The 26,833-nt window shown below is 70.6% G+C and carries 19 protein-coding genes and 1 tRNA gene; 7 read left to right on the forward strand and 13 right to left on the reverse strand.

The window, feature by feature from the left end:
• Positions 1-10 precede the first annotated feature (10 nt).
• Entirely contained in the window at positions 11-382 is a 372-nt protein-coding gene (locus tag BM252_RS07390; protein ID WP_093385703.1) for a VOC family protein, read from the reverse strand.
• Positions 383-547: 165 nt separating this feature from the next.
• Here BM252_RS07390 and BM252_RS07395 point away from each other — a divergent pair, with 165 nt between their 5' ends.
• Both BM252_RS07395 and BM252_RS07400 read left to right on the forward strand, forming a co-directional pair.
• Positions 548-961 (forward strand): CopG family transcriptional regulator, encoded by a 414-nt coding sequence (locus tag BM252_RS07395; protein WP_093385706.1) that lies wholly within the window; start codon positions 548-550, stop codon positions 959-961.
• 59 nt (positions 962-1,020) lie between these two features.
• Complete coding sequence (locus tag BM252_RS07400) at positions 1,021-2,490, forward strand: extracellular catalytic domain type 1 short-chain-length polyhydroxyalkanoate depolymerase (RefSeq protein WP_425442267.1); 1,470 nt, start codon at positions 1,021-1,023, stop codon at positions 2,488-2,490.
• 62 nt (positions 2,491-2,552) lie between these two features.
• Here BM252_RS07400 and BM252_RS07405 read toward each other — a convergent pair whose 3' ends face one another.
• The 6 genes from BM252_RS07405 to BM252_RS07430 all read right to left on the reverse strand — a co-directional run bounded on the left by BM252_RS07405 (position 2,553) and on the right by BM252_RS07430 (position 8,528).
• Positions 2,553-2,837, reverse strand: coding sequence for a SemiSWEET transporter (locus BM252_RS07405; RefSeq protein WP_093385708.1), 285 nt, complete (start codon positions 2,835-2,837; stop codon positions 2,553-2,555).
• Positions 2,827-3,984 carry a response regulator gene (locus BM252_RS07410; protein WP_093385944.1) on the reverse strand — a complete coding sequence of 386 codons (1,158 nt, stop codon included), beginning with the start codon at positions 3,982-3,984 and terminating at the stop codon, positions 2,827-2,829. Before BM252_RS07410 ends, BM252_RS07405 begins: the two co-directional genes overlap by 11 nt.
• A gap of 13 nt (positions 3,985-3,997) precedes the next feature.
• Positions 3,998-7,204 (reverse strand): response regulator, encoded by a 3,207-nt coding sequence (locus BM252_RS07415; RefSeq protein WP_093385710.1) that lies wholly within the window; start codon positions 7,202-7,204, stop codon positions 3,998-4,000.
• A 175-nt stretch (positions 7,205-7,379) separates the two neighbouring features.
• Entirely contained in the window at positions 7,380-7,616 is a 237-nt protein-coding gene (locus BM252_RS07420) for a cysteine-rich CWC family protein (protein WP_093385712.1), read from the reverse strand.
• Positions 7,613-7,918, reverse strand: coding sequence for a zf-HC2 domain-containing protein (locus tag BM252_RS07425; RefSeq protein ID WP_093385715.1), 306 nt, complete (start codon positions 7,916-7,918; stop codon positions 7,613-7,615). The genes BM252_RS07420 and BM252_RS07425 overlap by 4 nt, the downstream gene beginning before the upstream one ends.
• A 22-nt stretch (positions 7,919-7,940) precedes the next feature.
• Positions 7,941-8,528, reverse strand: a complete 588-nt coding sequence (locus tag BM252_RS07430) for a sigma-70 family RNA polymerase sigma factor (RefSeq protein WP_093385717.1) — start codon at positions 8,526-8,528, stop codon at positions 7,941-7,943.
• 143 nt (positions 8,529-8,671) lie between these two features.
• Between BM252_RS07430 and argB the strand changes: the two genes are divergently transcribed.
• Both argB and BM252_RS07440 read left to right on the forward strand, forming a co-directional pair.
• A complete protein-coding gene (argB, locus tag BM252_RS07435; protein ID WP_093385720.1) occupies positions 8,672-9,565 on the forward strand; it encodes an acetylglutamate kinase in 894 nt (297 codons plus the stop codon).
• Between the two features lie 50 nt (positions 9,566-9,615).
• Positions 9,616-9,690 (forward strand) — tRNA-Thr (locus BM252_RS07440).
• A gap of 31 nt (positions 9,691-9,721) precedes the next feature.
• On the opposite strand, the gene BM252_RS07445 is transcribed toward BM252_RS07440, so the two are convergent.
• Positions 9,722-10,666: a TraB/GumN family protein gene (locus tag BM252_RS07445; RefSeq protein WP_093385722.1), complete on the reverse strand. Its 945-nt coding sequence runs from the start codon at positions 10,664-10,666 to the stop codon at positions 9,722-9,724.
• Between the two features lie 39 nt (positions 10,667-10,705).
• Here BM252_RS07445 and BM252_RS07450 point away from each other — a divergent pair, with 39 nt between their 5' ends.
• The 3 genes from BM252_RS07450 to pabB all read left to right on the forward strand — a co-directional run bounded on the left by BM252_RS07450 (position 10,706) and on the right by pabB (position 13,980).
• Complete coding sequence (locus tag BM252_RS07450; protein ID WP_425442272.1) at positions 10,706-11,425, forward strand: pyrimidine 5'-nucleotidase; 720 nt, start codon at positions 10,706-10,708, stop codon at positions 11,423-11,425.
• A gap of 47 nt (positions 11,426-11,472) precedes the next feature.
• Positions 11,473-12,048 (forward strand): nucleoid occlusion factor SlmA, encoded by a 576-nt coding sequence (gene slmA / locus BM252_RS07455; RefSeq protein WP_093385727.1) that lies wholly within the window; start codon positions 11,473-11,475, stop codon positions 12,046-12,048.
• An 87-nt stretch (positions 12,049-12,135) separates the two neighbouring features.
• Positions 12,136-13,980 carry an aminodeoxychorismate synthase component I gene (gene pabB, locus BM252_RS07460; RefSeq protein ID WP_093385730.1) on the forward strand — a complete coding sequence of 615 codons (1,845 nt, stop codon included), beginning with the start codon at positions 12,136-12,138 and terminating at the stop codon, positions 13,978-13,980.
• A 112-nt stretch (positions 13,981-14,092) separates the two neighbouring features.
• Here the strand turns inward: pabB and BM252_RS07465 are convergent, their stop codons facing one another.
• The 5 genes from BM252_RS07465 to BM252_RS07485 all read right to left on the reverse strand — a co-directional run bounded on the left by BM252_RS07465 (position 14,093) and on the right by BM252_RS07485 (position 26,823).
• A complete protein-coding gene (locus tag BM252_RS07465; RefSeq protein ID WP_093385732.1) occupies positions 14,093-14,707 on the reverse strand; it encodes a glutathione S-transferase family protein in 615 nt (204 codons plus the stop codon).
• 224 nt (positions 14,708-14,931) lie between these two features.
• Positions 14,932-16,113, reverse strand: a complete 1,182-nt coding sequence (locus BM252_RS07470; RefSeq protein WP_093385735.1) for a PGAP1-like alpha/beta domain-containing protein — start codon at positions 16,111-16,113, stop codon at positions 14,932-14,934.
• A gap of 25 nt (positions 16,114-16,138) precedes the next feature.
• The gene (locus BM252_RS07475) at positions 16,139-16,498 is read right to left on the reverse strand and encodes a DUF1428 domain-containing protein (protein ID WP_093385738.1); all 360 of its coding nucleotides are present in this window, start codon (positions 16,496-16,498) and stop codon (positions 16,139-16,141) included.
• A 105-nt stretch (positions 16,499-16,603) separates the two neighbouring features.
• A complete protein-coding gene (locus tag BM252_RS07480) occupies positions 16,604-18,418 on the reverse strand; it encodes a ShlB/FhaC/HecB family hemolysin secretion/activation protein (RefSeq protein ID WP_174900450.1) in 1,815 nt (604 codons plus the stop codon).
• A gap of 41 nt (positions 18,419-18,459) precedes the next feature.
• Entirely contained in the window at positions 18,460-26,823 is an 8,364-nt protein-coding gene (locus BM252_RS07485; RefSeq protein WP_093385743.1) for a YDG domain-containing protein, read from the reverse strand.
• Positions 26,824-26,833 lie beyond the last annotated feature (10 nt).

The following is a 26,833-nucleotide window of genomic DNA, read 5'->3' on the forward strand; positions in this document are numbered from 1 at the left end:
CATGGCAATATCAGCCCAGCCGCTCGATCAGCTCGATACGGTTGCCGAAGGGGTCGGCGATGGTGGCGCGGCGGGCGTCGGCCAGCGGCTCGTCGTAGTCGGCGGCGAAGCCGCGCGCGGCCAGCTCGGCCAGGTAGCCGGCCAGGTCGTCGACCAGCAGCGCCGGATGGGCCTTGCGCGCCGGACGGAAATCGGCCTCGCCGCCCAGGTGCAACTGTTGGCCCGGGCCGCAGTCGAACCAGACGCCGCCGCGCACCGCCAGCGCCGGCGGCTTGGGAATTTCCGCCAGCCCCATGACGTGGCCGAAGAAAGTGCGCGCCTCGCCCTCGGCGCCGAGCGGCATGGCCAGTTGCACGTGGTCGATGCCAATTATTTTTGCCATGGTCTGCCCTCTGTAGAAGGCTACAACTTACCGCAAACGGCCGAATTCCGCTTGACCTATGCTAATTCAGGCCTATACTACCATCCATACAGATGGTCATTGGATGGTATGACTGTTGTTTCAACCAGACGGTACGCGAATGCCGCAAGCAGCCAACGGAGACTTATGGCCAAGCAGGAACTCAAACTCAAGACCAGCGAATCGGAAAAAATCACCATCAACCTGGGACCGATCGACCTGGGCCAGATCGACCTGTTGGTGCAGGAGGGCTTCTACTCGAACCGTACCGACCTGATCCGCACGGCCATCCGCAACCAGCTCGGCATCCACGCCGACGTGGTACGTCAGACGGTGGCGCGCAAAAGCCTGGTGCTGGGCATGCAGCACTACTCGCGGGCCGACCTGGAGGCGATCCAGGCGGCCGGCCAGCGCCTGCAGATCCAGGTGCTGGGCCTGGCCAGCATCGCCAGCGACGTCTCGGTCGAGCTGGCGCTGGCGACGATTGAATCGATTTTCGTGTTGGGCGCGCTGCATGCCAGCGCCGTGCTCAAGACCGCCCTGGCGGGGCGGATCCACTAACCCGCGACGACGCCAACGGGCGCTCCTCGCAACGACTCACCAGAGATTGAAGGATGCCCATGAAGCTGAACCACCCGATGTTTGCCCAAATCCGCGCGGCCACGCTGCGCCTGATCGACAAGGGCCCGAGCGCCGCCACGGCGGCCATTCAACAAGCCCTGGCCGAGTTGGGGCTAAGGGACGCCGCCGCCGCGCCGGCCACACCGGCGCCGGCGGCCTCCGCCATGCGCGACATTAATCCGCCGCCGGCCGGCGCGCCGGCGGCGCGGCAGGGCGACACCATCGAACTGGACAACGGCGGCGCGCACGCGGCCAAGGTCGGCGGCGGCGCCCGGCGCGAGGCGCCGCAGGCCAAGGCCGGCGGGCGCGACGGCAACGACAATGCCAGCGGCGCGGCGCAGGGTTCGCCGCAAGCCGGCGCCCACGAGGCGGCGGGTGGCGGCGGCACGCCCGGCCAGGACGCGGTCGCCCACGCCACCGCCGTGGCGCAGGACATGCTCAACCGCATGGGCATCCCGGTCGACATCCAGGCCAGCATCAACGCCGGCATGCAGGCCGGTATGAAAAACGGTCTGAAGAACTTCGACATGAAGAACTTCGAGATGCCCAAGTTCGACCTGGGCGGCGACTTCTCCGGCCTCGACCTGCCGGGCCAGCAAGGCCCCAAGGCGCCGCCGGCACCGCTGCCGCCGGGCGCCAAATTCATCAGCGGCAGCTACGCCAACCACGCCGGCAGCCGCAACTACAAGCTCTACATCCCCAGCAGCTACCACGGCCAAGCCATGCCGCTGCTGGTGATGCTGCACGGCTGCACCCAGGACCCGGACGATTTCGCCGCCGGCACGCAGATGAACCAGGTGGCCGAGGAGATGCAATGCCTGGTGGTCTACCCCGAGCAGACCCGCAGCGCCAACAATTCGCGCTGCTGGAACTGGTTCAACGCCATCGACCAGCGGCGCGGCCAAGGCGAACCGTCGCTCATCGCCGGCATCGCCCAGCAGGTGATCGAGGAATACCCGGTCAACGAGCGGCAGGTGTATGTGGCCGGGCTGTCGGCCGGCGGCGCGATGGCGGTGATCGTCGGCACGCTGTACCCGGAGCTGTTCGCGGCGGTCGGCGTGCATTCCGGCCTGCCCTTCGCCTCGGCGCAGGACCTGCCGTCGGCGCTGTCGGCGATGAAGCGCGGCGCGGCATCGCCGCACAAGGGCGGCGGCTCGCGGCCGATCATCGTTTTCCACGGCGACCGCGACACCACCGTCAACCCGCGCAACGGCGAGCAGGTGATGGCGCAGGGCCTGGGCGGCGGCGCGGCGGCGGCGCCGTCGGTGCAGTCGGGCAGCGTGCCGAACGGGCACCGCTACACGCAGACCACGCACAACCAGGCCGACGGCTCGCTGCTGGCCGAGCACTGGGTGGTGCACGGCGCCGGCCACGCCTGGTCGGGCGGCAGCACCAGCGGCAGCTACACCGACCACAAGGGGCCGGACGCCAGCCGCGAGATGATGCGCTTCTTCAAAACGGTGAGCTGAGCGGGTAGTGCCGGCCTCACCCCAAGGCAAGATCCAGGGTCAGACCCTAGGGTCTGACCCTATCAGACGCTGCGGTCGTCCGGCGCGACGCGCTCGAAGTGCCACTTCATGCCCAGCACGCACAGCGCCAGGATCAGCGTGACGGCGTTGGCGATGATGACCGGCCAGGACGAGATCTGCAGGCCGTAGCACAGCCAAAGGAACACGCCGAAGCTGAAGATGGTGTACATGCCGTTGGAGACGCCGGCGGCGGAGCGCTGGCGCCACACCAGCCACACCTGCGGGATGAAGGAGCAGGTGGTGCAGACGGCGGCGAAAAAACCCAGCAGGTCGACGTCAATTGCCATCGGCGGCCTTGGTGAATAGGTCGAGTTTGTCGCGTTTCTTTTCCATGTCGTGGTCGGTGTCGGCGTAGCGTTTGGCGATGGCGATGAAGTCGGTTTGCAGCGCCATGAAAGCGTCCACCATGTCGGGGTCGAAGTGCTGGCCACGGCCGGCGCTGATGATGGCGACGGCGGCTTCGTGGCTCATGCCCTCCTTGTAGACGCGGCGGCTGATCAGCGCATCATACACGTCGGCCACCGCCATCAGCCGCGCCGAGATCGGAATGGCGTCGCCGGCCAGGCCTTCGGGATAGCCGCTGCCGTCCCACTTCTCCTGATGGCCGTAGGCGATCTCCTTGGCGTATTTGAGGAAGTCGACCTCGATGCCGAGCTCGCGCTCGGCGGCCAAAATGGCGTCGCGGCCCAGGGTGGTGTGGGTCTTCATGATCTCCATCTCGTACGGCTCGAAGCGGCCCGGCTTGAGCAGGATGCGGTCGGGGATGCCGACCTTGCCGATGTCGTGCAGCGGCGCCGACTTGAACAGCAGCTCGATGGTCTTGTCGGTCAGGAAGGCGGCGAAGCGCGGATGGTCGCGCAGCTTTTCGGCCAGCGTCTTGACGTAGTGGGCGGTGCGGCGGATGTGGTTGCCGGTTTCGCTGTCGCGCGTCTCGGCCAGCGAGGCCATGGTGTGGATGGTGACGTCCTGCAGCGCGACGATCTCGCGCGTGCGCAGCTCGATCTCGGTTTCCAGGAACTGGTTCTGGTCGCGCAAAAAATCGTGCACCCGCTTCATCGACAGCTGGGTCTTGATGCGCGCCAGGACGATGGGCGCGGAGATCGGCTTGGTGATGTAGTCGACCGCGCCCATGCCCAGGCCGAGCTGCTCGTCGGCCGTCTCGCTCATGGCGGTGACGAAGATGACGGGAATGTCGCGCGTGGCCGGGTTGGCCTTGAGCTGCTGGCAGACCTCGTAGCCGCTCATGCCCGGCATCATGATGTCGAGCAGGATCAGGTCCGGCTTGCTGTCGCCGTTGGCGATCTTCAGCGCGCGCTCGCCGTTGACGGCGATCTTGGTGCGGTAGTCGTCCTCCAGCACGGCGCACAGCAGGTCGATGTTGTCCGGCGTGTCGTCGACCACCAGGATGGTCGGTTTGGTGTGGAACGCTTCCATGCTCATCTCACTCTCATAGGGTAATCCGCAGGGCCGCCGCCGCTTCCTGCAACTGGGCCAGCGCGGCCTCGAAATCGTACTGCTCGAGCTGGCGGCGCAGCTGGCGCGAATGCTCGCCCTGGCCGGCGGCGGTCAGCAGCGGGCAGATCAGGTCCAAGCGCTTGAGCGCGGCGCCGTCGTCCTGCGCCAGCAGGCGCGCCATCTCCTGCATGCCGCTGCTCAGCGCGGCCGGGTCGGGCGGTGGCAGGGCCGACGCGGACGGCGCGGACGGTTGGTCGTTCATCGCCAGCGCGATGCTGGTGGTCAGTTCGCTCAGCTCGCGCGCCATGTCGGCCAGCGCCTGGTCGCGGCCCGCCATCGCGCCCTGGGCCAGCATCTGTTCGACGCGCGCGGCGCTGTCGGCCATGCCGGCGGCGCCGATGTTGCCGGCCAGGCCCTTGACGGTGTGGGCGTGGCGTGTCGCCGCCGCCAGGTCGTTGGCCTCGACGGCCTCGGCGATGCGCGCCATGGCGTCGATCTGGGTTTCGACGAAGCGCGCCAGCAGCTTGCGCATCAGCTTGACGTTGCCGCCGACCCGTTGCAACGCCGCCTCCATGCGCAGGCCGGGGATGGCCGGCAGCGGCGGCTCGGCGGCGGTCGACGCGGCGGCGGCCGGGGCGGCCTGCTCGGGCGCGTCCGGCCGCCCGAGCGCGGGCGCCTGCCCGCGCGCCTGCGCGAGCGGCCGTCCGTCCTCCCGGCCGCCGGCCGGCGACTCGGCGGCAGCCGGCTGGCTCGGCTTGACCCAGCGCGCCAGGGTGGTGAACAGCTGGGCCACGTCGATCGGCTTGGCGATGAAGTCGTTCATGCCGGCCGCCAGGCACTTCTCCTTGTCGCCGACCATGGCGTTGGCGGTCATGGCGATCACCGGCAGCTTGGCGTGGCGCGGCTCGGCGCGCAGCGCGCGGGTGGCGTCGTAGCCGTCCATCACCGGCATCTGGCAGTCCATCAGCACGCCGTCGTACTGGGTGACGGCGAGCTTGGCCAGCGCCATGGCGCCGTTGCTGGCGATGTCGACGCGCACGCCGGCGTCGCCGAGGATCTGCTGCGCCACCTCCTGGTTGACCTCGTTGTCCTCGACCAGCAGCAGGTGGGCGCCGCGCACGGCGCGCTCGGCGGCCTGGTAGTCGACCAGGCGCTGGGTCTTGCGGCAGCGTCCCAGGTCGGTGCCGAAGACGACGGAAATCGAGTCGAGCAGGGTCGAGGCGCTGACCGGCTTGCTCAGCATGCCGCCCAGCGCCAGCTGGCGCGCCTCGTCGAGCAGGGCGTCGCGGTTGTAGGCGGTGACCATGATGAAGGCCGGCGCGGCGGCGCCGGCGGCGGCCGCCTCGGCGCGGATCGCCTCGACGGCGGCGACGCCGTCCATGCCCGGCATTTGCCAATCCATCAGCACGATGTTGAAGGGGCGGCCGTCGGCGCGCGCCCTGGCCACCGCCGCGACGGCGAGCGGGCCGCTGGCGGCGGCGGCGGCGTCGAAGCGCAGCGAGGCCAGCATGGCGAGGAAGATCTCGCGCGCGCTGGCGTTGTCGTCGACCACCAGCACGCGCAGGCCGGACACGTCGGGCAGCGCCTGCGGCGGCGGCAGCGCGGCCAGGCCGAAGCGGGCGGTGAAGAAGAAGGTGCTGCCGGCGCCCGGCTCGCTGCGCACGCCGATCTCGCCGTCCATCAGCTCGACCAGGCGCTTGCTGATGGTCAGGCCCAGGCCGGTGCCGCCGTGGTGGCGGGTGGTCGAGGTGTCGGCCTGGGTGAAGGCCTGGAACAGGCGCGCCTGCTGCTGTTCGTTCAGGCCGACGCCGGTGTCGCGCACCTCGATGCGCAGGCAGACCGAGCCGGCGGCCGCGCCGGGAGTCGGGCCGGCCGCCGCGCCGGCCGCCATGGCGTCGGCGCGCGCGTCGGCCTGGCCGCAGCAGCGCCCCGGCTCGGCCAGCTGGACGCTGACCACGATCTCGCCGCGCTCGGTGAACTTGATGGCGTTGTTGGTCAGGTTGATCATCACCTGGCCGAAGCGCAGCGGGTCGCCGACCAGCGCCGCCGGCACGTCGGCGCCGACGTCGAACAACAGTTCCAGGCCCTTGTCCTGGGCGCGGATGACGGCCAGGTCGGCCACCTGGGCCATCACGTCCTCCAGGTAGAAGTCGACCTGCTCGAAGGCCAGCTTGCCGGCCTCGATCTTGGAGAAGTCGAGGATGTCGTTGATGATGCCGAGCAGGTTGCGCGCCGCCGACTCGACCTTTTCCAGGTAGTTGCGCTGCTTGGCGGTCAGCTCGGTCTGCAGCGCCAGGTGGGTCATGCCGATGATGCCGTTCATCGGCGTGCGGATCTCGTGCGACATGTTGGCCAGGAAGTCGGACTTCATCTTGGTGGCGTCCTCGGCCACCGTGACGGCGCGGCGCAGTTGCTGTTCGGCGGCCAGGCTGGCCGTCATGTTCTTCAGCGCCTGCAGCAGCTCGCCCGTCTCGTCCTTCGAGGTGACCTCGATGACGGAGCTGAGGTCGCCGTTGGCGACCCGGGTGGCGATCTTGATGGCCTCGTCGAGCGGCCGGGTGATCGAGCGGACCGACAGGGCGAAGCCGGCGCCGACCAGCAGCGCGGCGCCGCCCATCAGCGACATCAGCAGCAGCGAGAAGTTGATGTCGGCACGGGCGCGGTCGGCGCTGGCCATCACCTGGCGCTGCTGCAGCGCGTCGAGCAGGTGGATCTGGTCGAGCAGGTGGTCCAGCGCCGGCAGCGCCAGCTGGTTCATTTTTTCCTCGGCGTCGTCGTGCAGCCCGGCCTCGACCAGGTCGGCGACGGCGATGAAGGTGTCGTAGTAGGCGGCGCGCGCCTGTTTGAGCCGCTCGATCTGCCGGCGCGCCTCGGCCGTGGCGTCGAGCACGGCGAGCTTGTCGAGCTGGGCGTCGATGTCGCGCTTGATCTGGTCGATGCGGGCGTAGCTGGCGACGCGCTGGCGCTTGTCCTGCTGGATGATCAGCGTGACGACGCGGGTGGCCGCCTCGCGCGACTGGGTGTCGATGATGTTGATGGCGGCGGCGGCGGCCCAGTCCTGGTTGAGGATATGGTCGCTTTCGGCGCGGATGGCGTAGATGCGGCTGACGCCCACCAGGATCACGCCGAGCATCAGCGCGATCAGGATGCCGTAGCCGACACTGATCCGGGCGCGGATGCGGATATCGCTAAAACGCATGGTGCTTCCTTTTGCTTGGAGTTCTGTGTGGCGGGGGCGTCAAGATGCAGTCTGAGCCAAAAATGCGGCGCAGTCCATGCCGCCGTTGCGCCAAAGTGAAGTGGCGCCAAGGTGCCGGGGACGCCGGCAAACCCCAGCGGCGTAGAGCCAGGGTCAGACCCCTCAGGGTCTGACCCTAGGTTTTGCTTGGGGGGTCTGCATCGCTACCCTGCGCCTTGGCCACTTCGGCGCTGGACGCGGCGATGTGCCGCCGCAGGCAATCGGCGCACCAGCAACTGCTGCCGGGCGCCGACGGGACCGGCAGCGAGGCCGGCAGGTAGGTGCACCAGCAGGGCGCGGCCGGATCGGCGCCGGGCGCCGGATCGACCATGGCGCAGCTGAAGGTGGCGCCGCAGCGCGCGCAGACGCTCATGGCTTCGGCGGCTTGTGCGGCTGGTACTTGACCCCGGCCACGGCCTTGGCCTCGGCCGCGCCCGGCGCGCCGCCGCCGCCATCGCCGTCGCCGCCGCCGTCGCCGTCGAGCGGCGGGAAGCTGTGCATGGCGCGGCGCAGCAGCGACATCTGGCCGTTGAAGCGGGTGCAGGCGTCGCACACCACCAGGTGCAGGCGCATGCGGATGCGCTCGACCACGGAGAGTTGGCGGTCCATCCCCTCGGACACCAGGCGGTGCACTTCGCGGCAGGTGGGTTTGAGCCCGGTTTTATGTGCTTGCATAGTCGCTTTGTTCGATGTCGGGTTAGCCGGCCTGGCGCTTGCCGAACCAGTTCAGGTCGAGGCATTCGCGCAGGCGCATGCGGGCCCGATACAGCAGTACCCAGGCATTAGACGTGCTGATCGCCAGTTCCTTACAAATTTCGTCGGTCTCCAGGTCGAGCCACTCGCGCATCATGAAAATGCGCGCCGTCTTGGCCGGCAGCTTGTCCAGGCAGACCTCGAGCACGGCGAAGAAGTCCTTCTGCTCGAGCGTGCGGTCGGGGTCGCCCCAGGCCAGCGGCTGCTCGCGGGTGTGGCCGTCGGCGTGGAACAGGGCGTCGATGGCGTCGTCCTCGGACTGGTCGTCGGCGGTCTCGATCTGCCGTTCGCGGGTGGTGGCGCGCAGGTTGTCGATGATCTTGAACTTGAGGATGCCGGTCACGTAGGTGCGCAGCGAGGACTGGCCGGCGAAGCGCTCGGGCTTTTCCAGCACGGCGATCAGGGCGTCCTGCACGGCGTCCTCGGCCAGCGCCGCGTTGCGCAGCTGCAATTGTGCGAATCTGACAAGCTGGGGCCGCATGGCCTCCAGTTGGCGGTGCAGGGCGTCGATGGCGGTGGTGTCGGCGGTCATATGCTGGGAGCCTAATTGATCGCTCAGGAAATTACAACAAGATGGCCCTATAATGCGTACTTGAGCACAGCTGCAGGCTGTAAAATCGCAGAAAATTCATTTTCGGACTCGCCATGACCCAACTGACTAACCTGAACCTAGGCATGACTGACGACCTGACAGCGGTGGCACCGCAGATCAAGGCGCAGATTCTGGCCGAGGCCTTGCCATACATCCGCAATTTTCATGGCAAAACCATTGTCATCAAATACGGCGGCAACGCGATGACCGACGAGCGCCTGAAGCACGGCTTCGCGCGCGATGTCATTTTGCTCAAATTGGTGGGCATGAACCCGGTGGTGGTGCACGGCGGCGGTCCGCAGATCGACAACGCGCTGAAGAAAATCGGCAAGCAGGGCACTTTCGTGCAAGGCATGCGCATCACCGACGAGGAAACCATGGAAGTGGTCGAGTGGGTGCTGGGCGGCGAGGTGCAGCAGGACATCGTGATGTTGATTAACCACTACGGCGGCCAAGCGGTCGGCCTGACCGGCAAGGACGGCGGCCTGATCCGCGCCAAGAAGATGGCCATGCCGGACAAGGAAAACCCCGGCCAGTTCCTCGACATCGGCTTCGTCGGCGAGATCGACGCGATCAACCCGGCCGTGGTCAAGGCGCTGCAGGACGACGCCTTCATCCCGATCATTTCGCCGATCGGCTTCGGCCAGGACGGCCAGGCCTACAACATCAACGCCGACGTCGTCGCCGGCAAGATCGCCGAGATCCTCAAGGCCGAGAAGTTGATCATGATGACCAACATCGCCGGCGTGCAGGACAAGCAGGGCAACCTGGTGACCGACTTGTCGGCGCGCGAGATCGACGAGATGTTCGCCGACGGGACGATTTCGGGCGGCATGCTGCCTAAAATTTCATCGGCACTGGATGCGGCCAAGTCCGGCGTCAACACCGTCCACATCATCGATGGACGAATTGAGCACTCTTTATTGCTCGAGGTATTGACCGAACAGGCTTTTGGCACTATGATCCGTTCGCACTGAAAAAACGGCGACGCGGTATTTGCCGGCTTTTACAGCGTCGCCACAACAATGCCCTTTTAGCTCAGTGGTAGAGCACTCCCTTGGTAAGGGAGAGGCCACGTGTTCAATCCACGTAAAGGGCACCATTTTGCAGCACCCCCTCCGCAGCACCCTCCCCTAGTAGATACGCTCCACCGCCATGCCGCGTTTGCGCAGCAGTTCCGGCACACTGTTTTTCCCCACCAGATGCAAGATCCCGATCGCCGCCACGCTGTTGTTTTCGCGCGCCAGCAATTTGGCGATGGCGTCGGCCAGCGGCGGATTGCGCTCGTCGAGCAGCACCTTCTGCACGAAGCGGCCGGACAAGGTCTGGTCGGCCGCCGCCTTGTCGGCCAGCGCCTCGAGCGCGGCGGCGTCGGCGTGGCGCCAGGCGTCGGCGATCTGGCGCGCCTGCGTGGCCTGCTCCTTGTCCTCGATGGCGGCGATGCCCTCCTGCAGGAAGCGCAGCTGCTCGGCGCCGCTCATGCGGTCGAACAGCGCCATCTGGCCGTTGACCGACTCCAGCTCGACGATGGCCTGGCCACGGGCGTGGGCCTGGCGCGACAGGTGGGCGTCGACCGCCAGGCCGGTGTCGTAGCCCAGGGCGGCGAACTCGCTGACCGTCAGCACGCTGGCCAGCAGCCAGGGCTTCATGCCGGCCACCGACTGCGGCGGAATGGCGTAGCGGCGCAGCAGACGGGCCAGGCGGGGCCGCCAGGCCGGCGCCAGCTGCGCCGAGGCCGTGGCCCCCGGACGCAGCATGCCGTGCTGCTGTAGCGCCTTGGCGACGGCCTGCTGGTCGCCCAGCGGGTCGATCTCCAGCGCCAGCACGGGGGCGCGCTCGAGCGCCGCCGCCAAACGCGCCTCGAGCGGGTAAAAATCGGCGGCGCCGACATGGATCGTGCCAAACAGGTAGAGTGTGCGCTCGCCCTGCGACACCTTGAACAGCGCGCCACGGTTGGGCTGCTGCTGGGCTTGGGCTTGGACTTGCGCCGGCGGCCGGGCCGCCGGCTCGGCGCCCCAGGCCGGGCCGAGGGCGAGCCAGAGCAGGCCGAGGAAGATCACTGTAAACTTTGCGCGCATGGCTTCCTTTTGATAGCGAGAACTGAGAATTTCGTGAATATTAACTCTTCCTCCCCGGTCTGGTTGTTCGACCTCGACAATACCTTGCACAATGCTTCGCACGCGATCTTCCCGCAGTTGATGGCGAACATGAACACCTACATCGCCGAGGTGCTCGGCGACGGCGTCACGCCGGCCGGCAGCGCGGCGGTCGACGCGGCGCGCACGCTGTACTGGCGGCGCTACGGCGCCACCATGCTGGGCCTGGTGAAACACCACGGCGTCAGCGCCGAGCACTTCCTGCGCACCACCCACGAGATGGCCGACCTGGCCTCGATGGTGCGCGCCGAGCGCGGCCTGGGCAAGCTGCTGCGCCGCCTGCCCGGCCGCAAGATCCTGTTCACCAACGCGCCGCACCGCTATTCGGCCGCCGTGCTGCGCCACCTGGGCTTGCAGCGCCACTTCTCGCACCACATCGCGGTCGAGGCGATGAAGGTGCACCGCCAGCTGCGCCCCAAGCCGTCCAAGCTGATGCTGCGCCAGCTGATGCGCCGCCAGGGGCTGACGGCGCGCCGCTGCATCCTGGTCGAGGACACCCTGGCCAACCTGCGCAGCGCCCACGCGCTGGGCATGCGCACCGCCTGGGTCACCCAGTACCTGCGGCGCGACGACACGCACGGCCTGGCCCATCCCTTGAAGACGCTAAATCGCCCCGCTTGGGTCGATGTCAAAGTAAAATCTGTCCGGCTGCTGCCCGCGCGCCTGCATCGTTTGCGCTGAACGCCGCAATTCTTTGGTTTTTTCCCAATCGTCCCTATCGAGATCACATGGCAAGCACACCGCCGGGCCAGCGCCGGATTCAAATCCTCCAGGCGCTGGCGGAAATGCTGGAACAGCCCAAGGGCGACAAGATCACCACCGCCGCGCTGGCGCGCAAGCTGGCCTTTTCCGAGGCGGCGCTGTACCGCCACTTCGCCAGCAAGGCGCAGATGTTCGAGGGCCTGATCGAGTTCATCGAATCGACCGTGTTCGGCCTGGTCAACCAGATCAGCGAGCGGCAGAGCGACGGCCTGGCGCAGGCGCGCGACATCGTCGGCATGCTGCTGCAGTTCGCCAGCAACAACCCGGGCATGACCCGGGTGCTGATCGGCGACGCCCTGGTCAACGAGGACGAGCGGCTGCAGCAGCGCATGAACCAGTTCCACGACCGCGTCGAGCTGGCCCTCAAGCAGGCGCTGCGCATCGCCGTGGTCGAGGGCCAGGCGCACGAGGCCGACGTGGCGGCGCGCGCAGCCGTGCTGGTCTGCTTCGTGCTGGGCCGCTGGCACCGCTACGCCAAGAGCGGCTTCAAGAACAACCCGGCGCAGGACGCCGCGCTGCACATCGCACTACTGCTGTCGTAACCAAGGTCGCAAACGCTGTATGAACCACCCCCGCTGCATGAACCGCCTGAACCGTCCCAACTCCGCCGCCGCCGGCCGCGCCCGCGCATGAACACCGAGGCCTGCTTCGCCCTGCTCGACGACGCCAGCCCGGACGGCGGCACGCAGTCCCGCTCGCGCCTGTACACCGGCCATGCCGGCACACTGGTCTGCCACGACATAGCCGGCTGGCCGGCCCTGCTGGCCGAGATGCAGCAGGCGCTGGCGAACGGCCTGCACGCCGTGGCGCTGTGCAGCTACGAGCTGGGCGGCGAGCTGCTGGCATTGCCGGCGGCGGCGCGGCGCGCGCCGCCGGACGGCACGCCGCTGGCCCGGGTGCTGCTGTTCACGCAGTGCCAGACGCTGTCCGCCGCCGAGGTGGGCGACTGGCTGGCGGCGCGCAGCTTCCCGCTGGAGCAGGCGGCCGGCATCGGCGGTGTCGCTGCCAACGTCGACCAGGCGGCCTTCGCGGCGGCGCTGGCGCGCATCCACGGCTACATCGAGGCGGGCGACACCTACCAGGTCAACTACACCTACCGGCTGCGCTTCGACGCCTTCGGCTCGCTGTTCGCCTTGTACAGCCGGCTGCGGGCGCGCCAGCCGGTGCCCTACGGCGCGCTGGTGGCGCTGGACGACGGCAGCGCCGTGTTGTCGCTGTCGCCCGAGCTGTTCGTGCGCCACACCGGCGGCGCGCTGACGGCGCGGCCGATGAAGGGCACGGCGCCGGCCGCCGCCGCCAACCAGGCGGAGGAGAACGCGCGGCGCGCGGCGGCGCTGGCGGCCGATCCGAAGAACCGGGCGGAGAATTTGATGATCGTCGACCTGCTGCGCAACGACATCGGCCGCATCGCCGCCACCGGCTCGGTCGAGGTGCCGGCGCTGTTCGAGGTGCGCCGCTACAGCCGCGTGCTGCAGATGACCTCCACCGTGACGGCGCGGCTGCGGCCCGGCACCACGCTGGCCGAGATCTTCCAGGCGCTCTACCCCTGCGGTTCGATCACCGGCGCGCCGAAGCGGCGCACCATGGAGATCATCGCCGAATTGGAGCCGGCGTCGCGCGGCCTGTACACCGGCGCCATCGGCTGGTTCGAGCCGGCGCCGGCCGGCGCCGTCGGCGACTTCTGCCTGTCCGTGCCGATCCGCACGCTGGTCCTGGGCGCGCCGCGTGACGGCGTGCGCGGCGGCGAGATGGGGGTGGGCGCCGGCATCGTCCACGACAGCGACGCGGCGCAGGAGTTCGCCGAATGCCAGCTCAAGGCCAGCTTCTTGACCGGCCTGAGCAACGACTTCGAATTGTTCGAGACGCTGTACGCCAGCCGCGAACAGGGCGCGCGCCACCAGGAGCGGCATCTGGCGCGGCTGGCCGCGTCGGCCGCCTACTTCGGCTTCGCCTGCGACCTGGCGGCGGCGCGCGCCTACCTGGCGGCCGCCTGCGCCGAGCTGGCGCCGGGCGTGCCGCACCGGGTGCGGCTGGCGCTGGCGCAGTCGGGCGCCTTCGCCGTGCAGCGGGCGCCGCTGGCGCCGCTGGCCGAACCGGTGCGGGCCCTGCTGGCGGCCGACGCCACCAGCTCCAGCGAGCTGTTCCTGCGCCACAAGTCGAGCGAGCGGGCGCGCTACGACGCGGCCTGGCGCGCCGCCGAGGCGCAGGGCGCCTTCGACACCTTGTTCTTCAACGAGCGGGGGGAGTTGACCGAGGGCGGCCGCAGCAACGTGTTCGTCAAGCTGGACGGCCGCTGGTACACGCCGCCGCTCAGCTGCGGCCTGCTGCCGGGCGTGATGCGCGGCGTGCTGTTGGACGATCCGGCCTGGGCGGCGCAAGAGCGGGTGATCGACCGCGCCATGCTGCAGGGCGCCGAGGAGATCGTGCTGTGCAACGCCCTGCGCGGCGCGGTGCGCGCGACGCTGCAAGACTAAGGGTTCGCCGCTGTTGGCAGGGCGCCGGCCCTGAACCCTCAAGCATAGGGGTCTGACCCCTCACGGGGTCAGACCCCGGCTTATGCGTCCCGGGGTGGGGTTTGGGGCTAAACTACTCGCCGTGGCGCGTCTTGGCGCGCTGGTAGGCGGGACGCGCCTCGATGCGCTCGACGAAGGCCGCCAGGTTCGGGTAGACGGCGGCGCCGCCGCCGGACTTGACGCCCATCTGCACAATGAAGGACAACTGGATGTCGGCGCCGCTCAATTCGTCGCCGACGAAGTAGTCGCGGCCGGCCAGCTCGCCCTCCAGGTAGCCGAGGTGGTTCTTCATCTCGCTCTGGATGCGCGGTTGCAGCGGCGCGGCGCCCTCGCCCAGGCGGCTGGTGTACAGCGCCAGCATCAGCGGCAGCATGGCCGAGCCCTCGGCGTAGTGCAGCATCTGGAGGTAGCGGTTGTAGGCCGGCGTGTCGACGGCGGGGGCGAAACGGCCCTGGCCGTAGCGGCGCACCAGATACTCGATGATGGCGCCCGACTCGATCAGCACCTGGCCGTCGTCGCACAGCACCGGCGCCTTGCCCAGCGGGTGGATGCGCGCCAGCTCGGGCGGCGCCAGGCGGGTGACGGGGTCGCGGTCGTAGGAGACCACCTCGTAGTCCAGGCCCAGCTCCTCCAGCAGCCAGGTGATGCGGCGCGAGCGCGATTGCTTCAGGTGGTGCAGTTGGATCATGGCGGTTCTCTCGATGGTATGGGGAAACGCCATTCTGCCAGAGATGGCCGGTTCCGGCCGGCGCCCCATGCAAGATGAACGGCAGACGAACCCCGGGCCGCCACAGTGCCGCCCACGCCAGCGCGCTTGGCGGTCCACCGGCTGCTGCAGAGGCCCCTAGCCGACGCCGCGCCGCTCCCGGCGGACCGGGCGGGGGAAAGCGCCGGCGGACGCCGCCAGCGGCCTTACAGCCAGCCCAGCAGCGTGCGGTAGACCTCCGGCGAGCTGAGCAGCTCCATGTGGTGGGTGCGGTGGACCACGGCCTGCCGGTCGGCGGCGAAGGCGAGCTGGCGGCGCGCGTCGTCGTGGCGGCCCAGCGCGCTGGCCACCGGCACCAGGCCGTCGCCGGCCAGGCGGCCGTTGCGGCCGCCGTTCTCGCGGCTGATGCTGGCGGCCAGCGCGTAGCAGGCCACGCCGGCCGGTAGCGGCAACGGTTGCGGCAGCGCGCCGCCGTGGGCGAAGCGGTCCTTGCCGTTCCAGTCCTCGTCGAGCACGCTGCCGTGGCGCAGGTCGGTGATGCCGGCGCTGCGGATCTTGCCCAGGCGCGAGAACGGCGCCGTGTAGCGGCTGGCGTCCGTGATGACGTGGAACCAGTTGCCGCCGCGCTCGAGCGGCGCGCCGTGGTGCGGCGAACCCAGGCAGACCAGCTTGCTCACATGGCGCGGCCAGTCCAGCCCGGCCTGCGTGGCGTAGTGGATGGCGCTGCGCGCCACCAGGCCGCCCATGCTGTGGCCGACGATGACCAACTCCTCGACGGCCACCGGCCAGTCGGCCAGCAGCGCCTCGAGCCGCTCGGCCAGCTCGCGGCCGTTGCTGGAGATATGCCGGCCGCTGTTGTAGTGCAGATAGATGTTGCTATAGCCCCGCTCGCGCGCCAGCCCGGCGCCGTGGTCGTGGCCGTCGCGCCGCCATTGCAGGTCGTTCATGCACAGGCCGTGCGCCAGCACCAGCACGCGGCCGGTGACGGCGCCGCCAACGCCGGCAGCGGCCACGAAGGGCTTGCCGTCGCGGCGGAACCGCATGGGGATGGCCAGCGGGTTGCCGCTGTGCTCCAGATGGTCGCCCAGCACGCCGTTGACGGCGGCCAGCAGCGCCTCGCGGCCGGCCCAGCCCTGTTGCTCGCCGAGCAGGGGCTGCAGCTTGCCGAGCACGCTGTCGATGCCGCCGCCGACCAGCTTGGTGACGCCGCGCACGCCGCGATACACCAGCGAGGTGACGCGCGACAGCGGCTGCGCCACCGGCGCCGGCACCTGCTGCAGGATGTTCAGATGCACCGCCTCGGCCAGCTCGGCCACGCCGGTGACGGCGCTCACGGTCAGTTGCGACAGGCCGCGCAAATCGGCCGCGTGGGAAGGCTTGTTGCTCATCGGAAGCGGCCCTTTCGCGGCATGGTTACAGGTCGACCAGCATCTCGAAGCCGCCGTAGATCATGCGCTTGCCGTCGAAGGGCATGGCGGCCGGGTCCATGAAGGCCTTGACGCGGGCGTCCTTCATGACCTTGTCGTTGATCTCGTCGCGCGCGGCGCGCGAGGCGTAGACGATCCAGGAGAACGCCACCACCTCGCCGTCCTGCAGGTCGACGCTGAGGGGGAAGGAAGTGACCTTGCCGGGCGGCACGTCGTCGCCTATGCACTCGCGGAACTCCAGCGCGCCGTACTCCTTCCAGACGGCGCCGCAGGCGAGCGACATTTCCTTGTAGGCGGACAGATTCTTCTTCGGTACAGGAACCACAAAACCATCGACATAGGCCATGACATCCTCCGTTGTTGACTCGACACACCGGCGCAGCGCCGTAGGCGTCCAGAGTAGCCAACTGCGGCGCCGCTGACAAGCGCCGCGCGCGGGAATGGCAAGTGGTCAGAAGTAGCTGGAGATCTGGAACCAGGCGCGGCTGCGCGCCGAGCTGCCGTCGGCGTCGTTGCCCTTGGCGCTGCGGGCGGGATTGCTGCCGAGCTTGCGCGCCAGCTGCACTTGCAGCGAGGTGCGCGGCAGCGGGCGCCAGGTCCAGCCCAGGCCGACGCCCTTCAGGCTGTAGCTGTTGCCGGGGCCGCCGACGGCCAGCGCGCCGGGGTACACCGTGTGGTTGAGCGTGACGTGGCCGTAGTCGAAGAAGGCGGCCAGCTCCGACTTCAGCGCCGCCAGCTCGTAGCGGCCCTCCAGCGTGGCGACGTAGCCGGCGTCGCCGCTGGCCTCGCCGGCCGGGTAGGCGCGCACGCGGCCCGGGCCGCCGAGCGACATCTTCTCGCCCGACTCCAGGTTGCGCGTGGCCAGTTGGCCGTTCAGGCTGGCGATGGCGGTGAGGCCGGCGCCGACCCGCTGGTAGCGGCCGAGCTGGTAGTTGCTGTGGGTGAAGTGGCCGTGGGTGGCGGCGCTGGCCGCGTCGGCCGCCAGCGCGGCGGCGTTGCCCGACAGGTCGACCCGGCCGACGGTGACGTCGAGCGCGGCGATGCTGTAGCCGCCGCCGAACAGCGCGTCCTGGCGGGTGTAGCTGAGGCCGAGCGGCAGCGCCCGCACCCGCTTGTCGCTGGTGCGGGCGCCGTTGGCGTCGTTGGTGTAGCGCTTGTCGTCGTAGCCGGCGCGCAGCTGCACGTTGGTGTCGCCCGAGCGCAGCAAGGGATGGGTCAGCAGCAGCTGGGCCACGCCGGCGCCGCCGAAGCCGTTGAGCGCGGCGAACTCGGCGCCCAGCCGGTAGCGCAGGTGCGAGTAGGCGGCGCCGACGCGGGTGCCGTGGTCGCCCAGCGGCATCACGTAGCCGACGCGGCCGTAGTTGAAGTCCTTGCCGGTGGTCGAGGCCAGCAGCGAGGCCTGGCCGCCCATGCCGCCGATGTCGTTGAGGTTCAGGCCGCCCTGCAGGCGCACGCGGCCGGTGTAGCGGTTGGAGGAGTTGTCCAGGCCGACGTTGCCGTTGAGCAGAGGGCCTTCCTTCAGCGCCACGTCCAGCGCCGTCTCGCCGCGCTGCGCGCCGGGGCTCAGCTCGGTGCGCGCGCTGATGCCGGGGAAGTCGTCGGTGAGCAGCAGCGCGCGTTCCAGCGGCGCGGCGCGCAGCGCCTGGCCGAGCGGCACCAGGGCGTCGAGGTAGCGGCGCGCCTGCGCCGGCTTCAGCCGCACGGTGGCGTCGGGCACCAGGCGGATTTCGCTGACACGTCCCTCCAGCACCAGGATGCGCACCTCGCCCTCGCCCAGCTCCTGCGCCGGCAGCACCGCCGTGGCCAGGAAATAGCCCTGCTGGCGGTAGTAGGTGCTGACGGCGTTGGCGGCCTGGTTCAGTTCGTCGAAGCTCAGCTCGCGGCCGGTGTAGGGTTGCAACAACTGCTGCAGCGCCGCCTCCGGTACCGCGCCGACGCCTTGCAGCGTGAAGCGGCGCACCATCACGCGCTGGGCGCCGGCCAGCTGCACGCCGTTGTTCGCCTTGCTGTCGGGGAGCACCGGACCGCCGGCCTTGGGCGGCGCGATCAAGGCCGGCGCGCGGTAGGTTTCCAGCAGGCGGCCGGCGTCCGGCACTTGCGCCGGCGGCGGATTCTGCGCCTGGGCGTAGACCAGCGCGGGACTGCACAGGATGGCCAGGGCCAGCGCGCCGCGCTGCGCCGCCCGCATGGAAGGGGCGGCGCGCTGGGCGCCGGCGCGGTGGTCGGGAAGGCCGGCATGGCCGGCGGTGTTGTATCGTTGGGGCACTGGTTTACCTTGCTGGCGCAAATGAAATGGAGTCGGCTGCATTATTCTTCCGTGCGGATGCCGCCGTTGATTGCCAGCACCTGGGTTCCGCCCGGCAATATGCTGGTGGTGACGGACGGCAACACCAGATTCGGCAAGTTGCCGCCGGCGCCGGCGCTGGCGATGCCGACGCCGATTCTGCTGCCGCCGACGTTGGCGTTGGCGTTGGCGTTGGCGTTGGCGTTGGCGTTGGCGTCGGCGTTGGCGTTGGCGTTGGCGCGGTCCGTACCGTCCGGCGCGACGATGGCGGTCAGGCTGGCCGGCGTGGCGGCTGGCTCGCTGGCCGCGCTGATGGCGCTGGCGCCGCCAGCAACCGCGGTCGGCGTCGAGATCGGCACGGGACGGACGATGCTGGTGATGGCGCCGGCCAGCTGCTGCTCTGCCGGCGTCGGGCCGGGCGCGACGGCGACGGTCAGCACGCCGTCCACCCAGCTGGTCTTGTAGTTGGCCAGTTCCGCCCCGGCCACCTTGATGCCGTAGACGCCGGCCGCCGACTGCGCCGTGGCGGCGGTGCTGACGGTGGCGCTGACCAGGCGGTCGTCGTCGCCGCCGACCAGGCCGCTGACGCTGTAGCCCAGCGGCGGATTGGCGGCGCCGGCGACGCGCGCGGCGTCGTTGGCGCGCACGGTCAGCGCGGCCTGGTTGACGACGCCGCTGGTGGTGGCGCCGCCGGCCGCCAGCCGGTAGTTCGAGGCGCGGCCGTTGGCACCGTCGGCCAGCGTGTAGCCGTTGACGGTGACCAGCTTGCCGCTGCCGGCGTTGCGGTTGTCGAAGCTGGCGTTAAGCCTGCCGCCCAGGGTCAGCGACTCGCCGGCCACCAGGCCGCTCAGGCTGCCGTTGTTGCTCAGCGTGGCGGCGACGCCGCCGTCGTAGGTCTTGGCGGCGGCGACGATGCCGCCAACGCTCAGCGCCCTCGGCACGATGGCGCCGGCGCCGCTGGCGCCGCTCGGCAGCAGGTAGTTCGACAGCAGCGTGCCGGCGGCCGCCGCCACGTTGCCCACCGCCAGCGTGGCGCTGACGCTGCTGGCGCCGACCACGTTGGCATTGTTGTAGACGCCGTTGGCGCGCAGCACGCTGGCGCCCTCGCCGGCGGCGAAACCGGACAGGGTCAGCTGGCCGGCGGCCAGCGCCGCCGCCGTGGTGCCGTCGTAGTTTTTGACGACCACGCCGTTGATGGCGGCGCTCAGCGCCTTCGGCGTGATGTTGGCGGTGGCGCTGGCGCTGGTGGAGCTCAGCGTGTAGTTGCCGGCGTCGGCGCCGGCCAGCACCAGGCCGTCGACGCTGACCGCCTTGCCACTGCCGACGTTCTGGTCGGCGAAGCGGGCGGCGGCGCTGCCGACGCTCAGGCTGTCGCCGGACAGGCGGTCGTCGCTCAGCGTGGCGGTGGCGGCGGTGCCACCGTCGTAGACCTTGTCGGCGGCGCTGGCGCTGACGTTCAAGGCGCGCGCGCTGATGCTGCCGGTGCCGCTGGCGCTGCTGCTTGCCAGCCGGTAGTTGGCGGCGTCGGCGCCGGCAAGCGTCACGCCCTGCACCGTCAGCGCCTTGCCGTTGCCGACGTTCTTGTCGGCGAACGAGGCGGCGCCGCCGACCACGCTGACGCGGTCGCCGGCGAGGTGGTTGTCGCTCAGCGAGGCGGACGCGCCGGTGCCGCCGTCGTACACCTTGCTGGCGCCGGAGGCGACCACCTGCAGGGTGCGCGGCGTGATGTTGGCGCTGAGCGGACCGCCGGCCAAGGCCAGCGTGTAGTTGCCGGCGTCGGCGCCGGCCAATGTCACGCCGCCCATGGTGATGCTCTTGGCGCTGCCGACGTTCTTGTCGGCGAAGACGGCGCTGGCGTTGTAGCTCAGCGCGTCGCCGGCGATATGGTCGTCGGCATAGGCCAGGACGGCGGTGGTCTGGCCGTCGTAGACCTTGTCGACGCCGCTGGCCGTGGCGTGCAGCGCGCGCGCCGTGATGGCGCCCCGGCCGGCGGCGCTGGTCGAGGCCAGCACGTAGTTGCCGGCGTCGGCGCCCGACAGCGCCAGGCCGCCGACGCTGAGCGCCTTGGCGGCGCCGACGTTCTTGTCGGCGTAGCGCGCGCTGCCGGCGCTAACGCTCAGCGCGTCGCCGTTGACGCGGTCGTCGCTCAGCGTGGCGCTGGCGTCGGCCAGGCCGTCGTAGACCTTGCTGGCGCCGAGCGCCGTCACCGTCAGGGTTTTCGCCGTGATGCTGGCGCGCGCCGTGGCGCTGGTCGAGGCCAGCGTGTAGTTGCCGGCGTCGGCGCCGGACAGCGTGATGCCGCCGACGCTGATGGCCTTGTTGGCGCCGGCGTTCTTGTCGGCGTAGTCGGCGCTGGCGCTGGCCAGCGCCAGCACGTCGTTGCCGACGCGGTCGTCGGCCAGCGTCACCACGGCGCCGGTCAGGCCGTCGTAGACCTTGCCGGCGCTACTGGCGGCCACCGTCAACGCGCGCGGCGTGATCGAGGCGGTGGTGGTGGCCGGGGCGGCCGCCAGCACGTAGTTGCCGGCGTCGGCGCCGCGCAGCGTCGCGCCGTCCAGGGTGACGGTCTTGCCGTTGCCGACGTTCTTGTCGGCGAAGCTGGCGCTGCCGGCCAGGGTCAGCGCGTCGCCGGCCAGATGGTCGTCGCCGAGGTGGACCACGGCCGTGGCCAGGCCGTCGTAGACCTTGTTGTCGGCGCTGATGGTGGCCGTCAGCGTGCGCGGCGTGATGCTGCCGCTGCCGTGGGCGGTGGTCGAGGCCAGCACGTAGTTGCCGGCGTCGGCGCCGGACAGCGTGACGCCGGTCAGCGTCAGCACCTTGCCGTTGCCGACGTTCTTGTCGGCGAAGCTGGTGGCGCCGTTGGCCACGCCGAGCACCAGGTCGTCGCCGCCGACGCGGTCGTCGGCCAGGCTGGCGGTGACCGTGGCCAGGCCGTCGTAGACCTTGCTCGCGGTGGCGCTGGCGGTCAGGCTGCGCGCGGTGACGTTGGCGCTGACCGCGCCGGGCGCGATGGCCAGCGTGTAGTTGTCGGCGTCGGCGCCGTTCAGCGCCACGGCGCCGAGGTTGATGGCCTTGCCGCTGCCGACGTTCTTGTCGGCGAAGACGGCGCCGTCGCTGTAGCCCAGCACGTCGCCGGCTAGGCGGTTGTCGCTGAAGGCGACCACGGCGCCGGTGCGGCCGTCGTAGACCTTGTCGACGCCGCTGGCGCTGGCGCTCAGCGCGCGCGGCGTGATGGCGGCGTGCGCCGTCGCGCCGTTCGAGGCCAGCGTGTAGTTGCCGGCATCGGCGCCGGACAGGGTGATGCCGCCGACCGTGATGGCCTTGTTGGCGCCGGCGTTCTTGTCGGCGTAGGCGGCGCTGGCGCTGGCCAGCGCCAGCAGGTCGCCGCCGACGCGGTCGTCGCCCAGCGCCACGACGGCGCCGGTCAGGCCGTCGTAGACCTTGCCGGCGCTGCTGGCGCTGACCGTCAACGCGCGCGGCGTGATGGTGGCGCTGGTGCTGGCGCTGCTGGTGTTCAGCGTGTAGTTGCCGGCGTCGGCGCCGCCCAGAGTGATGCCGCTGACGCCGACCGCCTTGCCGGCGCCGACGTTCTTGTCGGTGAAACTGGCGGTGCCGCTAAAGCTCAGGCTGTCGCCGCCGACGCGGTCGTCGCCATAGGTCACGCTGGCGGAGGTGGCGCCGTCATAAACCTTGTCGACGCCGCTGACGCCGACCGTCAGCGCGCGCGGCGTGATGCTGGCCTGGCCGTTGACGCTGGTCGAGGCCAAGGTGTAGTTGCCGGCGTCGGCGCCGCTCAGCGCCAGCGCGCCGACGGTGACGGTCTTGCCGTTGCCGACGTTCTTGTCGTTGAAGACGGCGGCGGCACCGCTCAGCGCCAGCGTGTCGCCGGCCAGGCGGTTGTCGCCCAGCGTGGCGCTGGCGTCGGCCAGGCCGTTGTAAACCTTGTCGCTGGCCGCCAGGGTGGCCGTCAGCGTGCGTTGCGCGATGCTGGCCTGGGTGCTCGCCGTGGTCGCGCTCAGCGTGTAGTTGCCGGAGTCGGCGCCACCCAGCGCGATGGCGCCGACGCTGATGGTCTTGTTGGCGCCGGCGTTCTTGTCGGCGTAGCTGGCCGCGCCGCTGCTCAGCGTCAGGCTGTCGTTGGCGACGCGGTCGTCGCTCAGCGTGACGACGGCGTCGCTCAGGCCGTCGTAGACCTTGCCGGCGCTGGCGGCGGCCACCGTCAGCGCGCGCGGGGTGATGTCGGCGCTGGTGCTGGCGCTGCTGCTGCCCAGCGTGTAGTTGCCGGCGTCGGCGCCGCTGGCGGCGATGCCGTTGACGCTGACGGCCTTGCCGCTGCCGACGTTCTTGTCGGCGAAGCTGGCGTTGCCGGCCAAGGTCAGCACGTCGCCGGCCAGGCGGTCGTCGGCGAAGCTGACGCTGGCGCCGGTCTGGCCGTCGTAGACCTTGGCCACGCCGCTGACGCTGGCCGTCAGCGTGCGCGGCGCCACCACCAGGTTGTTGCCGACGTAGTTGACGGTGTAACCCAGCGAGTTGGCCAAGGTGCCGAGTTGGATGGCGTAGCTGCCGGCGTTCTTCGACAGGTTGCCGACCGCCAGCGCGCCGCTGAGGATGGCCGCCGTGTCGCCGTCGATCAGGCCGCCGACGCCGTAGCCCAGCACCGGCGCCGTGGCCAGGCCGTCGTAGGTCTTGCCGGCGGCGTTGGCGCTGATGGTCAGCGTCGGCGTGGCCGAGTAGAGGAACCAGTTGCCGCTGGCGGCGTAGGCCGGCGCGGCGCCGCTGTAGGCGACACCGTAGTGCTTGTTGTAGCCGCTGACGCCCTCGCTGGTCAGGCTGGGGCTGGCGCTGTAGACCAGGTAGCGTCCGCTGCCGGCGTCCAGGCCGTGCTTGACGTTGTCCGTGTTGTTGCCGTTGTTGAAATTGCCGTTGGCGACCACTTCGATCGTCGTGCCGGCGCCGCTGCCGCGCAGCGCGCCGGCGCTGCCCAGCAGCACGTCGCTGCCGTTGCTGGCGCCCAGGTTCTTGACCGACACCGAGCCGGCGCTGACGCTGCTGTTGATGGTGATGGCGCCGGTGGCGCTGTTGGTCTTGCCGGTATCGCCGCCGAGCGTGATGACGACCCTGTTGGCCGTCACGTCGGCGCCCTGCGCCAGCGTGATGGTGGCGGCGCCGGCGTCGCGCTGGCTGTCGACGACGCCGTGGGCGAGGCTGTCGTTGGCGCTCAGGGTCAGCGTGCCGCCGGCGGCCAGCTTGACGGCCGAGTTGAGCGCGATGCTGCGGCCGGCCGACAGGGTCAGCGAGCCGTTGCCGCCGCCGGCGCTGGCGTCGACCGGGTTGGCGGCCAGCAGCGTGATGTCGTTGCTGGCCTCCAGCGTGATCGAGGTGCCGGCCCGCAGCGCCGCCGCCAGCGCGGCGGCGTCGAGCAGGGAACTGGCGCCGGCGCCGCTGCCGTAGCCGACGTTGGCGGCGGCCGGCGCCCCCATGCTGAAGATGCGCACGTTGCCGCTGCCGGCGACGCTGCCGTTGGCGCTGTTGCTGTAGGGCGCGCCGACGGCCAGCTTGTCGCCGGCCGCGTTGAACGCCAGCGCAAAACCGAAATTGTCCCACGGGTTGAGCGCGACGTCGACGTCGTTGCTGCCGGTGTAGCCGGCGCCCAGCGTGGCGCCCAGCGTCGGCGTGGCGAAGCTGGCGTTGGCGAAGTTGAAGATGCGTACGCTGCCGCCGCCCAGCGTGTTGCTGCCATAGGCACCGTCGGATGCGGCGCCGACCGCCAGCATGGTGCCGGCCCCGTTCAGCGCCACCGAGGAGCCGAACATCGCGCCGGCCTGCAAGGCGATGTCCATATTGCTGCCGCCGGTGTAGCCGGCGCCCAGGGTCGCCACCTTGGCGATGGCGCCGAAGGGATTGCTGTACAGGTAGACGGCGCCCTTGGAGTTGTCGGCGCCGACGGCGCCGACGGCCAGCTTGTCGCCGGCCGCGTTGAGCGCCACCGCGTTGCCGTACTGGGCGTCGGCGGCCATGCCCGTGTCGAACGCGGCGCCGCCGGCGCCGCTGCTGAGCACCTTGTTGAACACCGGGCCGGCGCCGTTCGCGCCGCTGTACAGGTACACCGCGCCGCTGTTGGCGCGGTAGTTGCTGCCCTGGTCGGCCAGCGCGCCGACCGCCAGCAGGTCGCCGGCGCCGTTGAACGCCACCGCCGAGCCGAAGGCGCCGCTGCTCGCCTGGTTGCCGCTACCGCCGTTGATGACGGCGTAGCCGACCGGTGTGGCGCCCAGCATGTACAGATTGACCTGGCCGGCGCCGCCGTTGGCGCCGAGCGCGCCGACGGCCAGCCGGCTGGCGTCGGCGTTCAAGGCCACGCTGGCGCCGAACTGCGCGCCCGGATCGAGGGCGACGTTGAGGTTGCCGGTGCCGCTGTAGCCCAGGCCCAGCGTCGAGCGCAGCACGGCGTTGGCGTAGTTGCCGCCGCTGAAGCCGTAGATGCGCACCGCGCCGGTCGCGTCGGCGCTGTAGGGCGCGCCGACGGCCAGCACGTCGCCGGCGCCGTTGAGGGCGACGGCGCTGCCGTAGCCTTCGCCGGAGAGTGGATCGGCGAGCGGCGCGTTGCCGCTGACGTTGCCGTAGCCGTTGCCGAGGATGGCCTGGTAGGTCCAGCTGGTGGCGTTGCTGCCGATGGTGATGTTCTTCGGGTCCAACAGCAGACGGCCGCCGCGACCGGCGACGATCTTGTCCAGCCCGACGTGGCGCAGGTCGTTCTTCGACGAGATCTCCACGGTGCCGCCGGCGCCGTCGCCGCCGGCCTGGATGGCGCCCAGCATGGTGGTCTGCTGCTGCGACCAGACCACCGCCGTGCCGCCCTGCCCGCCGGCGCCGCGCGCCGAGACGTCGATCACGCTGCCGTCGTTGACGAAGCTGGCTTGGGCGTTGCCGATGGCGGCGGTGTCGCCCCAGCGCGCGACGAAGCGCGCCGCGTCGGGCGCGTCGGCGCGCGCGGCGCCGCCCTGGAAGGCGCCGCCGACGCGCACCAGGCCGCCCTGGCCCTGCCCCGAGGCGTCCAGTTGCGCGCCGAGCAGGCGCACGTCGGCGCCGGAGACGTCGATGCGACCGCCCGTGCCGGCCGCGCCACGCGCCGTGTGGCGGCCCGAGGACAGCACGCCGGCGCCGGCCGCCAACGCGGTGCTGCCGCCGTTGGCGCTGCCGTCGACGCTGCTGCTGGCGTTGACGTTCTCCAGCAAGGTGGCGCCGGCCCGGTAGGCGATGGCGCCGCCGTCGCCGGCCAGGCCGGCCGCGCTGGCGGCGGCCGCCACCGACAGGTTGCCGCCGGCGGCGACGTCGATGGCGCCGCCGCGCGCGCCGTCGGCGTTGAGGCGGCCGTCGAGCGAGACGAAGGCGCCGGCGACGGCGATGCGGCCGCCGGCGCCGTGGGCGCTGGAGACGTCGAGCGCGCCGGCGTACACCTCGCCGTCGCCGACCAGGCGGATGCTGCCGCCGTCGGCCAGCAGGCCGCGCGCCTGCACCACGCCGCTGTTGTTGACGCTGGAACGGGTCAGGGCGTCGGCGGCGGCCGCCGTCAGCACCACCCGGCCGCCGTCGGCGGCGATCAGGCCGGCGTTGTCGGCCAGCGCCTTGAGCGCGCCGCGTGTGACGCGCACGCCGACCAGGCCGTCGCCGCGCAGGTCGACCGCGACCTGCTCGCCGGCCGCCAGCGCCACGCCGCCCCGCGGCGCGTGGATGCTGCCGCTGTTGGCCACCGAGGGGCCGATCAGCGCGACATAGCCGCCGGTGGCGGCGGCGATGCTGCCGGCGTTGCGCACGGCGCCGGCCGCGCCGGCGCCGCTGAACTCGTATTGACCGTCGAGGAAGGCGCGGTCGGACAGGCCCAGCGAGGAGGCCGCCAGCGCGCCGACGTTGACCTGGGCGCCGGCGCCGAACAACACGCCCTGCGGATTGATCAGGAACACGCTGCCGTTCGACGACAACTTGCCGTAGATTTGCGAGGGGTCGCTGCCGACCACCCGGTTCAGCGCCACGGCGGCGGCCGACGGCTGGTCGAAGCGCACGGCGGCGTTGGCGCCGATGTCGAAGCGCTGCCAGTTGAGGATCGCCTGCTGCGAACCCTGCGTCACCGTCATCTGCGCGCCGTTGTTGGCGACGCTGGCCTGGCCGGCCACCAGCTGGGCGCCGCTGGGCAGCGCGTTGGGCGGCGGCGCCGCAGCAGCGGCGCCGGCCAGGCCGCCGGCCAAGGTCGCCAGGGCCAGGCGGCGCGCGGCGCGCGCGCTGGAGCCGCCCTTGCCGCGTCCACGCGCCCCCTCCGCCACGGCGACCCAACAAGCGTGCACATGGCTCCAGACGAGGCGGTAGAAACGGTTGGCTGAGGCGTGTTTGTGCATGGTTGCTCCG

This window comes from Rugamonas rubra, from assembly GCF_900114705.1.
In the GTDB taxonomy this organism is placed as follows: domain Bacteria; phylum Pseudomonadota; class Gammaproteobacteria; order Burkholderiales; family Burkholderiaceae_D; genus Rugamonas; species Rugamonas rubra.

Coding starts and splice junctions, on each gene's coding strand:
- BM252_RS07390 (WP_093385703.1), bottom strand. CDS start 382: ATGGCAAAAATAATTGGCATCGACCACGTGCAACTGGCCATGCCGCTC.
- BM252_RS07395 (WP_093385706.1), top strand. CDS start 548: ATGGCCAAGCAGGAACTCAAACTCAAGACCAGCGAATCGGAAAAAATC.
- BM252_RS07400 (WP_425442267.1), top strand. CDS start 1,021: ATGAAGCTGAACCACCCGATGTTTGCCCAAATCCGCGCGGCCACGCTG.
- BM252_RS07405 (WP_093385708.1), bottom strand. CDS start 2,837: ATGGCAATTGACGTCGACCTGCTGGGTTTTTTCGCCGCCGTCTGCACC.
- BM252_RS07410 (WP_093385944.1), bottom strand. CDS start 3,984: ATGGAAGCGTTCCACACCAAACCGACCATCCTGGTGGTCGACGACACG.
- BM252_RS07415 (WP_093385710.1), bottom strand. CDS start 7,204: ATGCGTTTTAGCGATATCCGCATCCGCGCCCGGATCAGTGTCGGCTAC.
- BM252_RS07420 (WP_093385712.1), bottom strand. CDS start 7,616: ATGAGCGTCTGCGCGCGCTGCGGCGCCACCTTCAGCTGCGCCATGGTC.
- BM252_RS07425 (WP_093385715.1), bottom strand. CDS start 7,918: ATGCAAGCACATAAAACCGGGCTCAAACCCACCTGCCGCGAAGTGCAC.
- BM252_RS07430 (WP_093385717.1), bottom strand. CDS start 8,528: ATGACCGCCGACACCACCGCCATCGACGCCCTGCACCGCCAACTGGAG.
- argB (WP_093385720.1), top strand. CDS start 8,672: ATGACTGACGACCTGACAGCGGTGGCACCGCAGATCAAGGCGCAGATT.
- BM252_RS07445 (WP_093385722.1), bottom strand. CDS start 10,666: ATGCGCGCAAAGTTTACAGTGATCTTCCTCGGCCTGCTCTGGCTCGCC.
- slmA (WP_093385727.1), top strand. CDS start 11,473: ATGGCAAGCACACCGCCGGGCCAGCGCCGGATTCAAATCCTCCAGGCG.
- pabB (WP_093385730.1), top strand. CDS start 12,136: ATGAACACCGAGGCCTGCTTCGCCCTGCTCGACGACGCCAGCCCGGAC.
- BM252_RS07465 (WP_093385732.1), bottom strand. CDS start 14,707: ATGATCCAACTGCACCACCTGAAGCAATCGCGCTCGCGCCGCATCACC.
- BM252_RS07470 (WP_093385735.1), bottom strand. CDS start 16,113: ATGAGCAACAAGCCTTCCCACGCGGCCGATTTGCGCGGCCTGTCGCAA.
- BM252_RS07475 (WP_093385738.1), bottom strand. CDS start 16,498: ATGGCCTATGTCGATGGTTTTGTGGTTCCTGTACCGAAGAAGAATCTG.
- BM252_RS07485 (WP_093385743.1), bottom strand. CDS start 26,823: ATGCACAAACACGCCTCAGCCAACCGTTTCTACCGCCTCGTCTGGAGC.